This window comes from Asticcacaulis sp. (genome assembly GCF_020217185.1).
Classification (GTDB): Bacteria; Pseudomonadota; Alphaproteobacteria; order Caulobacterales; family Caulobacteraceae; genus Asticcacaulis.
In genome coordinates this window covers 1-10,000 of sequence record NZ_JAIWNX010000258.1, presented here as the reverse complement: position 1 = coordinate 10,000, position 10,000 = coordinate 1, and the positions used below count along the sequence as shown (strand labels likewise).

Annotated in this window: 13 protein-coding genes; 10 read left to right on the top strand and 3 right to left on the bottom strand. The window is 60.0% G+C overall.

Annotation, left to right across the window (positions count from 1 at the left end):
* Positions 1-470, bottom strand: a 470-nt coding sequence (locus LDL37_RS13005) for a DUF599 family protein (protein WP_290799077.1), incomplete at its 3' end; no start/stop codon positions are given.
* 214 nt (positions 471-684) lie between these two features.
* Between LDL37_RS13005 and ppa the strand changes: the two genes are divergently transcribed.
* The gene (gene ppa / locus LDL37_RS13000) at positions 685-1,221 is read left to right on the top strand and encodes an inorganic diphosphatase (protein WP_126419549.1); all 537 of its coding nucleotides are present in this window, start codon (positions 685-687) and stop codon (positions 1,219-1,221) included.
* A gap of 479 nt (positions 1,222-1,700) precedes the next feature.
* Positions 1,701-1,958, top strand: a complete 258-nt coding sequence (locus LDL37_RS12995; protein WP_126419550.1) for a hypothetical protein — start codon at positions 1,701-1,703, stop codon at positions 1,956-1,958.
* 76 nt (positions 1,959-2,034) lie between these two features.
* Here LDL37_RS12995 and LDL37_RS12990 read toward each other — a convergent pair whose 3' ends face one another.
* Entirely contained in the window at positions 2,035-2,217 is a 183-nt protein-coding gene (locus tag LDL37_RS12990; RefSeq protein ID WP_013479361.1) for a DUF1508 domain-containing protein, read from the bottom strand.
* An 86-nt stretch (positions 2,218-2,303) separates the two neighbouring features.
* Positions 2,304-2,666, bottom strand: coding sequence for a DUF983 domain-containing protein (locus tag LDL37_RS12985; protein ID WP_126419551.1), 363 nt, complete (start codon positions 2,664-2,666; stop codon positions 2,304-2,306).
* Positions 2,667-2,834: 168 nt separating this feature from the next.
* Here LDL37_RS12985 and LDL37_RS12980 point away from each other — a divergent pair, with 168 nt between their 5' ends.
* The 8 genes from LDL37_RS12980 to LDL37_RS12945 all read left to right on the top strand — a co-directional run.
* Positions 2,835-3,785 carry a metalloregulator ArsR/SmtB family transcription factor gene (locus LDL37_RS12980; RefSeq protein ID WP_290799067.1) on the top strand — a complete coding sequence of 317 codons (951 nt, stop codon included), beginning with the start codon at positions 2,835-2,837 and terminating at the stop codon, positions 3,783-3,785.
* A gap of 33 nt (positions 3,786-3,818) precedes the next feature.
* A complete protein-coding gene (gene metF / locus LDL37_RS12975) occupies positions 3,819-4,745 on the top strand; it encodes a methylenetetrahydrofolate reductase [NAD(P)H] (RefSeq protein ID WP_290799064.1) in 927 nt (308 codons plus the stop codon).
* Positions 4,746-4,755: 10 nt separating this feature from the next.
* Complete coding sequence (locus LDL37_RS12970) at positions 4,756-5,478, top strand: class I SAM-dependent methyltransferase (RefSeq protein WP_290799061.1); 723 nt, start codon at positions 4,756-4,758, stop codon at positions 5,476-5,478.
* A 143-nt stretch (positions 5,479-5,621) separates the two neighbouring features.
* Positions 5,622-6,686 (top strand): homocysteine S-methyltransferase family protein, encoded by a 1,065-nt coding sequence (locus LDL37_RS12965; protein ID WP_290799058.1) that lies wholly within the window; start codon positions 5,622-5,624, stop codon positions 6,684-6,686.
* 7 nt (positions 6,687-6,693) lie between these two features.
* On the top strand, positions 6,694-7,683 hold the full coding sequence (locus LDL37_RS12960; RefSeq protein ID WP_290799056.1) for an ATP-grasp domain-containing protein: 990 nt from the start codon (positions 6,694-6,696) through the stop codon (positions 7,681-7,683).
* 119 nt (positions 7,684-7,802) lie between these two features.
* Positions 7,803-8,195, top strand: coding sequence for a hypothetical protein (locus LDL37_RS12955; protein ID WP_290799053.1), 393 nt, complete (start codon positions 7,803-7,805; stop codon positions 8,193-8,195).
* A 21-nt stretch (positions 8,196-8,216) separates the two neighbouring features.
* A complete protein-coding gene (locus LDL37_RS12950; RefSeq protein WP_290799050.1) occupies positions 8,217-8,477 on the top strand; it encodes a hypothetical protein in 261 nt (86 codons plus the stop codon).
* A 2-nt stretch (positions 8,478-8,479) separates the two neighbouring features.
* Positions 8,480-10,000 (top strand): dihydropteroate synthase (locus LDL37_RS12945; protein WP_290799047.1); only part of this gene is annotated, 1,521 nt, incomplete at its 3' end.

Sequence of the window (10,000 nt, the reverse complement as noted above, 5' to 3'; positions counted from 1 at the left end):
TCGATGTTTTCGGGCACCGCGCCCATGGCGGCCACGGCGTAGTTGGTCTGACGCAGGGCCCAGATGAAGTTGAGAAGCCCGCGCGCCAGACAGACCATGACCAGAGCCAGCTTCATCAGGAGCAGGGCCGAGGACGAGGTGTCGATGCCGAGCGCGTGCGCGCTCTTGTACGACAGGTCGCCGGTAAAGATGGCCCCGGCGACGGCGGCAATCAGGATGAGGTTGGCCGAAGCGAAGAAGCTCATTGAATTGACGCCGTGACCGATGAGGTTGGAGTCGTAGAGCTTGAACGAGCGAATGACCATTTCCTTCATCCACGCGCGCCGCACGATGGTCAGGTCCTTGAAGATCACGCCCGATTTCTTGGACAGGGCTTTGAGCACCGGCTCATAGCCCAGCCAGCAGAAGATGAAGACCAGAAGGGCGGCGAAATCGCGCCAGCTACCGAACAGTTTGACGATCAGTTCCATGGATGCGGTCTTTGCTAAGTCTCTGTTGTTATCCGACTTTGGTCTAGTTGCGGTGTTTCGAAGTCGCCTGACAAGCGATAATTCCTTGTCAGGTAACAAATTGTAGCAAAGTGCGAAAACAAAAAACGCAGACTTCGCTTGTGCGAAAGAAGCGGACCGCTTATGACAGCGCCCAAACCATATCTTCAATGCCGTTTAACAATAAAGACATCCTATGAATCTCGATAAGATTTCCGTCGGTCCGAACGCTCCCTGGGACATCCACGCCGTCATCGAAATTCCGCAGGGCGGTATGCCCGTCAAGTACGAAATGGATAAGGATTCCGGCGCGCTGTTCGTCGATCGCTTCCTTTACACCTCCATGTTCTATCCGGGTAACTACGGCTTTATCCCGCACACGCTGGCTGACGACGGCGACCCCTGCGACATTCTGGTGGTCGGTCCGACGCCGGTCTATCCGGGCGTGGTCATCCGTTCGCGCCCCATTGGTGTGCTGCTGATGGAAGACGAAGCGGGCAAGGACGAGAAGATTCTGGCCGTGCCGGTGGACAAGCTGCACCCCTATTATACCAATGTGTCGAGCTATCGTCAGATGCCGGCCATCATGATCGAACAGATCACCCACTTCTTCGCCCACTACAAGGATCTGGAGAAGAACAAGGAAACCCGCGTTCTGGGCTGGGGCGATCCGGAGCAGGCCGCTCAGCTGATCCGCGAAGGTCAGGAACGTCTGGCCAAGAAGATCGGTTGATCTTTAAAATACTACCGAAAAGCCCGCTGGAAACGGCGGGCTTTTTTTGTGCGCGATTTTAAGAATTGTGAAAACAAGTCACACGATGAAATATGGATTGACCTGCCACGCAGGCCATGCAATTGTTTCTATACAGAAGGGCCAAGCGGTAATTTCTGCTTTTGCGATGGCATGTATTTGCAAATTTTCGCAGTCCATTGCAAAATGAGACCGAATTATCGGATGAATTCGATTATTTGATCGGCTCTGTGCATAAATCTCCTGCCTGCTCAAAAATAACCTTTAAAATCAAATGAGAAATGGGGCTGCGCGGTTAAGACCCCTAAAGGCCGCGTTGTGGATTTCTAAGTAAGCCGCATGATATTAGTCCGCGCTGGTATAACGCGTTGCATATCCGTGGCCTGAGCGTGTGTTTGTGCGGGCCTGCGGCTTCTTCCTCCCCCAAAAATAGACTTTTCAGGTCAGAACAGAAAATACCTATGTCCGATAGCTCATCCGATGTGGCGTCGCGCCTCTACGCCCTTGCCGTAGCCCGTGATACCGCTAACCTGGTCGATCTCGACGCCTCCCTTGCCCTTGCCCGCGCTTCGGTGCGCACGCTGATGGCCCTGTCGCCGCAGGCGGCCATGCTGATGCGTGAGTTCGCGCAGGAAGAAATCGACCGACTGCATATGGAATGCACCGAGGAATCGCATGGTTCCATCGCCATCATCCGCGATACGCTGAATATGGCCTGAGCCCTGCGCACCGGTGCAAAACAAAAAAGCCCGAAGGCATTGGCCTCCGGGCTTTTTTCATGGCTTGATGCGACGCCTATTCGACCGTCTGATCTTCGATCTCGGCGTCCGGGCCGTTCTTCTTGATCGACTCGATGGCGTTCTTGGCCGACGCCTTGGAGGCATAGCCTTCGGTCCAGAAAATCGTCTCGGAATTATAGACGAAATAGGCGACGAATTCGCCGGCCTTGTTCTTCTTGATCAGGAACTTGTGCGCCATGAGGGTCTCCGTTTGTTGGCAACGCCATCGGGCGTCGGCGTGAGGATTCTCCGCAAAGGGGATTCCGTCAAGCTTAAGTTACGAAGTTATCGGAAGCGTTTGAGCCCGTGGTGCCAGATCAGGCCCAGAAACCCGCCCTTGATGAATGGCAGCAGCAGCAGGGTCAGGGCGCCCATAATGGTCAGGGTCACTGGCACCACGATTTCCAGCGGAAAGTTCCAGAAAAACTCAAAGGCAAACATCGGCGCAATGACCAGATGCCCGACCAGCAGCATGGTCACATAGGCCGGGCCGTCGTCGCAGGGATAGGCCCCCAGCGGCGTCTGACAATGGCTGCACGTATCCACCACCTTGAGATAGCCCCGGAAGGCGTGGCCTTCGCCACAGGCAGGGCAGCGGCGGCGCAGGCCGCGGGAAATGGCCGTCGAAAGTGAGGCTTTATCGGTCATGGGGCCGGAACTCCGCTGTTATCTGTTCTTATCATACGCCGATATGTGGGAAACCACACGTCCCCCCGCCATGTGTAACGCTGTCGCAGGCCTGTCGATACCGCATTGCAAGCCTTGGGTGTGATTTTACGCTTGCAAAATCACATAAAGACATCTTTATATGGTTATATGAAATCGAGCGACATACTGGGCGAAGCGGCGCTGCTGGAGGCGTTAAAGGCGATGGGGGAACCCACACGTCTGCGTCTTTTGCGTCTTTTAGCGCATGAAGAACTGTCTGTCATGGAATTGGTGCGGATTCTCAATCAGAGTCAGCCGCGTATCTCGCGCCACCTCAAGCTGATGAATGAGGCCGGGGTGATTGACCGTTTTCCGGACGGGGCCTGGGTCTTCTATCGCCTGAGTGAGCATCCGGCCCTGACGCCTTTGATTGACTCGGTGTTGAGCGCGCTGGGTGATGAAAACAGCGCCGATCTGCGGGCGCTGGAAGAGGTGCGCGGTCAGCGGCTTGAGGCGGCGCAGGGCTATTTTGAGAATATCGCCCCGGTATGGGATCAGATCCGCTCGCACTATGTCGATGATGCCGAGGTCGAGACGGCCATTCAGTCGCTGGTGGGGGATGCGCCGGTCGAAACCATCGTCGATCTGGGCACCGGGTCGGGTCGGATGCTCAGCCTGCTGGCGCCGAACGCGCAATACGCCATCGGGCTCGACCTGTCGCAGCAGATGCTCAACATCGCCCGCGCCCGCACGCGCGAGGCGGGCCTGAGCGGCATTGATTTCCGCCACGGCGACATCCTCGCCACCCGGCTCAATGGTCAGAGCGCCGATCTGGTCGTCATCCATCAGGTGCTGCACTTCCTGCCCGATCCGGGGCAGGCGCTGAAAGAGGCGGCGCGGCTGCTGAAACCCGGCGGCCGCCTGCTGATCGTCGATTTCGCGCCGCACCGGCTGGAGATCATGCGCGACGAATATCAGCACCGTCGCCTCGGCATCGGTGATGACGATATGGGCCACTGGCAGAAGGTGGCCGGGCTTAAGGCCCTGCGCAGCCTGTCCCTGCCGCCGCATCAGGAGCCCGGTCTGACCGTGCGCATCTGGCTGATGCAAAAAGCCTGATACACCCCATAAAACGCTACAGAGAATACGCCTATGGCTCCGCCGCCCGCCTTTGTTCAGTCCGCCATTGCCCGCTCGGTCCGCGCCGGGGCGTCGCACCTTAATGTGTCGTTTGAGTTCTTCCCGCCCAAGTCGGCGGAGATGGAAGAGAGCCTGTGGGGCGCCATCCGCCGCCTTGAGCCGCTGAACCCCAGCTTCGTCTCGGTCACCTATGGGGCGGGCGGTTCGACGCGCGAGCGTACCCACCGCACGGTGAAGCGCATACTGGACGAAACCGCGCTGAAACCCGCTGCGCACCTGACCTGCGTCGAGGCGTCACGCGAAGAGGTCGATGAGGTCATCCGCGAATACTGGAACGCCGGGGTGCGCCACATCGTGGCCCTGCGTGGCGACCCGCCCGGCGGGCTTCAGGACGGCCAGTACACGCCGCGCCCGGACGGCTATCAGAACGCCACGGAGCTGACGGCCGCCATCCGCCGCATCGGCGATTTTGAGGTCAGCGTCGGTGTCTACCCGGAAAAGCACCCGCAGTCGCCGTCTCTGGACTTTGATCTCGACGTGCTGCGTCAGAAGGTCGATGCCGGGGCGACGCGCGGCATCAGCCAGTTCTTCTTTGAGCCGGAAACCTTCCTGCGCTTTCGCGATGCCGTGGCCGATGCGGGCATTCAGATTGATCTGACGCCGGGCATCATGCCGGTCACCAATTTCAAGGGCCTGCGCAAGATGGCGGCGGCCTGCGAAGCCGCGGTGCCCGACTGGCTGCAAGAGCTTTTCCAAGGCCTCGATGACGATGCGGAGACGCGCAAACTGCTGGCGTCTGCCGTGGCGGTCGAGCAGGTGCTGGGGCTGGAGCGCGAAGGGGTGAACCATTTTCACTTCTACACGCTCAACCGGGCCGAACTGGTCTATTCCATCTGTCGCGTTCTGGGTCTAAGGGACGGTCAGCCGACCGCCGCCTGATTGCCTTCTCATGTCTATTCAACCCGACTACGCTTCGATTACGCGGGCGGACCCCAATCCGTTCAAGCGCTATCTGCAACGCAAGCGCTTCGAGGAGGCGATTGCCCTGCTGAACGGTCGGCGTCCGGCGCTCAGTATCGACTACGGTGCGGGCGATGGTGAACTGGCGCGGCAGCTAAATCAGGCCTGTCCCGACGGCGAGGTCATTTGCTTTGAGCCGTCGCCGCAGTTGCGGGCGCAGGCGGTGGCCCATGTCGGCGCGCTGAGCGGCGTGACGGTGGTGGCCGGGATCGAGGGGATTGCCGATGCGAGTGCGGACGCGATCTTCTGTCTGGAGGTGTTCGAGCACCTGCCACCGGAGGAGACGGAGGCGGCGCTGGCTCAGATGCACCGGCTTTTGAAGCCCGATGGCGTGCTGATTATCGGCGTGCCGGTCGAGACGGGGCCGGTGGCGTGGGTAAAGGGTTGGTTCCGCGGGCGTCGGCGGGCGGATTTCGACACGGACCGTGATCGTATCGCGCAGGCGGCGCGCGGCGATCTCCGTTTCGAGCGCTTGCGCGTGGACTTTGAAGGCGGCGGGGGCTACTACCCGCATCATCTGGGCTTTGATTATTGCGATCTGCTGGCGCGCGTGAAGGCGCACTTTGTGATCCAAAAGCGCCGCTCCAGCCCGCTGGCCCTGCTGCCGCCGGAATGGAACAGCGAACTGAACCTGCTTCTGCGGAAGCGCTGATAAGCTTCGCCTCCCCTGATTTCAGGGGAGGTGGATTCGAGGCCGCAAGGCTTCGAAGACGGTGGGGTTAAACCCGCCAGTGTAACCCCCCTCCGCCGATTCCGGCGGTGTCCCCCCTGACATCAGGGGGGAAGGAGACAGATATGACCCGTCAGGACCGCATTGACACGCTGAAAGCCGCCGCCAAGGAACGCATCCTCATCCTCGACGGATCGTGGGGCGTGATGATCCAGCGGCGTGGCCTCGATGAGCAGGATTTTCGCGGTGAGCGCTTCAAGGACCATGTCGGTCAGATGAAGGGCAATAACGACATCCTGTGCCTGACCCGCCCGGACATCATCACCGACCTGCACAATCAATACTATGCGGCCGGGGCTGATATTTCCGAGACCAATACCTTCTCGGCGACGACCATTGCCATGGACGACTACCACCTCGATGCGCAGGCCTGCTGGGACATCAATTACGAAGGGGCGAAGCTGGCGCGCGCCGCCGCCGATGCCTGGACGGCGAAGGAGCCGGAAAAGCCGCGCTTTGTGGCGGGCTCGATCGGGCCGCTGAACAAGATGCTGTCCATGTCGTCGGACGTGAACGATCCGGGGGCGCGCAGCGTCACCTTCGATCAGGTCTATGCGGCCTATAAGCAGCAGATCCGCGCCCTGAACGAGGGTGGGGTGGACCTCTATCTGGTTGAGACCATCACCGACACGCTGAACTGCAAGGCGGCGCTGAAAGCGATTATGGACCTTGAGGACGAGGGGCTGGACAAGCTGCCGATCTGGATTTCGGGCACCATTACCGACCGTTCGGGACGTACCCTCAGCGGGCAGACGGCGGAGGCCTTCTGGAACTCGGTGAAGCACGCCAAACCGTTTGCTATCGGCTTTAACTGCGCGCTTGGGGCCGACCTGATGCGTCCGCACATTGCCGAACTGGCGCGCGTGGCCGATACGCTGGTCGCCGCCTATCCCAATGCCGGCCTGCCCAACGCCATGGGCCAGTATGACGAGCAGCCGCACGAAACGGCGCACGAACTGCACGAATGGGCCAAGGACGGGCTGGTCAACATACTGGGTGGCTGCTGCGGCACGACGCCCGACCATATCAAACACGTCGCCGATGAGGTGCGCGGCTTTGCGCCGCGCGTCCCGCCGGAGCGCCCCCGCGCCCTGCGCCTGTCTGGCCTTGAACCGTTCGAACTGAATTGAGGTTGTTATGCGTCTGACCCTGCTTTTCGGCGGCCTGAGCCGCGAACGTCTGGTGGCCGTCGCCACCACCCAGTCCCTGCACAAGGCCCTGCCCGAAGCCGATCTGTGGTTCTGGGACGAGGACAATCACGTCTATGAGGCCTCGTCACTCGCGCTTCTGGGCCATCAGCGGCCGTTCGAGGTGCCCTTCCGTGCCGATGGCCACGATCTGGGGACCATTGATCAGGCGCTGGATCGTGCCGCCGCCGAAGACCGCGTGCTGATCCTTGGCCTGCATGGCGGCATTGCTGAAAATGGCGAGTTTCAGGTCAAGTGCGAGGCGAGGGGTGTGCCCTTCACCGGCTCCGGTTCGGCGGCTTCGCATCTGGCCTTCGATAAGGTGTCGGCCAAGCGCTTTGCCGCCTGCGCCGGTGTGCCGTCCCCGGCAGGCATTGCGCTCAGTGACCTTGATGACGCCTTCGCCGAGTATGGCAAGCTGGTCGCCAAGCCGGCGCAGGATGGGTCGAGCTTCGGCCTGATCTTCGTCAATTCGACCAATGACCTTGTGGCGGTGCGCGAAGCCGCCAAAGAGCAGCCCTATCTGATCGAGCCGTTTGTGACGGGGGCCGAGGCCACCTGCGCCGTGCTGGAGCAGGCCGACGGGTCGCTGATTGCCCTGCCGCCCATCGAGATCATCCCCGACCGTGGGGCCTTTGATTACCACTCCAAATATCTGTCCAACAAGACGCAGGAAATCTGCCCCGCGCGCTTTGCACCGGAGGTGATGGCGGAGATTCAGCGGCTGGCCATCGCGGCGCATAAGGCGCTGTCGTGCCGGGGCTATACGCGGTCGGATTTCATCGTCTCGGATAAGGGCCCGGTGTTTATCGAAACCAACACCCTGCCCGGTATGACGGCCTCGTCGCTCTACCCCAAGGCGCTGGCGGCGCAGGGGATTGGCTTTGTCGATTTCCTGCACGGTCAGGTCGATATTGCGGTCAGGCGGGCGGGGAAATAGTTTCCCCTTCCTGCGCTTAGGGTGGGGTGTAGCGCCCGCAACTACGATCTGAGTCTTCCCCCTCCACCGCTTCGCGGTCCCCCTCCCCACGCTTCGCGCAGGGAGGAGAAAACAGGCCAATGACCCTAAATCCTCTTCCCGACAACTGGTCCGACCGTCTGCGGATCGCCGCCGATGTGCTGAAAGACGTCACGCCGGACGAGCTGAGCGTCGATCAGCCGTTCTATGATGAGCTGACGCTGGTCCTGACCGAATACCGCCTGAGTGATGCGGCCTTTGCCGCCGTGGCCTCAACTGTGCCCAACCCGCCGGACTGGGCGCAACTGAGTGCTGCCGTCCACGCCTCGACGCCCAATGCCCTGTTGCTGCATATCCACGGCTGGCTGGCGCAGGCGCGGTGGATCGATACGCCGCTGGTGCGCGTGCACGCACAGGGCCTGCTCGAACCGGCGCTGCGGCGACTGGCGGCCCATGTTTCCGATCTTGATATTACGCCCGTAAAAGACGATTAAGGTGAAAGAGCGGAGGTGGTGATGAGCGATTCAAAGTATTACATCAAGGCTATACGTAGCATTACTGCTGCTACTGACTGGTTCATAGAAACGAGTCCTGGGGAGTATGCACCTGTAGCTGTTTTTGCACTTGTAGATTTCACTTGGGTTTCGTCTTCGGGAGTTTCTGAAGAATCAAAAATTATCCCTCTTTTAGCGGACGATTTGGACGATTTAAGCGTTGGTGATGAATATAAAAACGAATATAAGGTGCTGATTCATAAAAAAGAAATAGAAGCTTAATTATGACCCCCACCTTCATCAATATCGGCGAACGTACCAATGTCACGGGCTCGGCCAAGTTCCGTAAGCTGATCGTCGAAGGCAACTACACCGCCGCGCTCGATGTGGCGCGTCAGCAGGTGGAGGCCGGGGCGCAGATCATCGACATCAATATGGACGAAGGCCTGCTCGATGCGGTCAAGGCCATGACGACCTTCCTCAACCTGCTGGCCGCCGAACCCGATATCGCGCGTGTGCCGGTGATGATAGACTCGTCGAAGTGGGAGGTGATCGAGGCGGGTCTGAAGTGCGTGCAGGGCAAGGCCATCGTCAACTCCATCTCGATGAAGGAGGGCGAGGACATCTTCCGCCACCACGCCCGCGAGTGCCTGAAATACGGCGCGGCGGTGGTGGTCATGGCCTTTGACGAGGTGGGTCAGGCCGATACAGCGGCGCGCAAGATCGACATCTGTACCCGCGCCTACAACATCCTCGTGGGCGAGGTGGGTTTCCCGCCCGAAGACATCATTTTCGACCCCAATATCTTCGCCGTGGCGACGGGGATCGAGGAACATGACAACTACGCCGTGGACTTTATCGAAGCGACGCGCACCATCAAGCAGACCCTGCCCTATGCGCGTATATCGGGCGGCGTGTCGAACGTCAGCTTCTCCTTCCGGGGCAATGAGCCGGTGCGCCGCGCCATCCACTCGGTATTTTTGTACCATGCCATCAAGGCCGGCATGGATATGGGCATCGTCAATGCCGGCGACCTGCCAGTCTATGACGATATCGACGCCGAACTGCGCGAAGCGGTCGAAGACGTTATTTTGAACCGGCCCCAGCGCCACAATGTCAGCAATACCGAATGGCTGGTCGATCTGGCCCCGAAGTACAAGGGCGAGAAGGGGCAGGTTGAGGCGAAGACACTGGCCTGGCGTGAAGGCACCGTCGAAGACCGCCTGAAACACGCCCTGGTCCACGGCATCACCGAATTTATCGAAGCCGATACCGAAGAGGCGCGGCAACAGGCTGAGCGCCCGCTGCACGTTATCGAAGGGCCGCTGATGGCCGGGATGAACGTCGTTGGCGACCTGTTCGGGGCGGGCAAGATGTTCCTGCCGCAGGTGGTCAAATCCGCCCGGGTCATGAAGCAGTCGGTGGCGTACCTCATGCCCTTCATGGAGGCCGAAAAAGACGGCGCCGAGCATCAGTCGGCGGGCAAGATCCTGATGGCTACGGTCAAGGGTGACGTCCACGATATCGGCAAGAACATCGTCGGCGTGGTCCTGCAATGTAACAATTACGAGGTCGTCGATCTGGGGGTCATGGTGCCTGCTGATCGCATCCTCGAAGAGGCCAAGAAGCACAAGGTCGATATGATCGGCCTTTCGGGCCTGATCACGCCGTCGCTGGATGAAATGGTGTTTGTGGCGCGCGAAATGCAGCGTCAGGGCTTTGACATTCCGCTGCTGATCGGCGGGGCGACGACCTCGAAAACCCATACGGCGGTGAAGATCGAGCCGGGCTACAGCAACGGGCAG